The 254-nt window shown below is 47.6% G+C and carries 1 protein-coding gene; it reads right to left on the bottom strand.

Annotated features, from left to right (window positions below):
* Window positions 1-254 (bottom strand): AMP-binding protein (locus tag AAEY78_RS14110; RefSeq protein ID WP_352340022.1); only part of this gene is annotated, 254 nt, incomplete at both ends.

Here is a 254-nt window from a genome sequence, read left to right as displayed (position 1 = left end):
GCACTAGCTGACGATGGCTAAAAAACACGCCCTTTGGGTCGCCTGTGGTGCCCGAAGTATAAAAAGTCGTCGCAATGGTGTTTTCATCAAAGTCTTGGAAGTCAAAGGTGTCATCAGCGGCTTCGAGCAATGCCTCATACTCACCCGTTACGCGACTTTGGTTGTCACCAAAGACCCCTTCTACTGTCATGCCATTGTCATCTAGCCAGATGATATGCTCGATACTAGAGTTCTCAAACTGATAATCCTTCACC

The sequence above is a fragment of the Psychrobacter sp. 16-MNA-CIBAN-0192 genome, from assembly GCF_040309565.1.
In the GTDB taxonomy this organism is placed as follows: domain Bacteria; phylum Pseudomonadota; class Gammaproteobacteria; order Pseudomonadales; family Moraxellaceae; genus Psychrobacter.
This window is presented reverse-complemented; position numbering and strand designations above follow the sequence as displayed.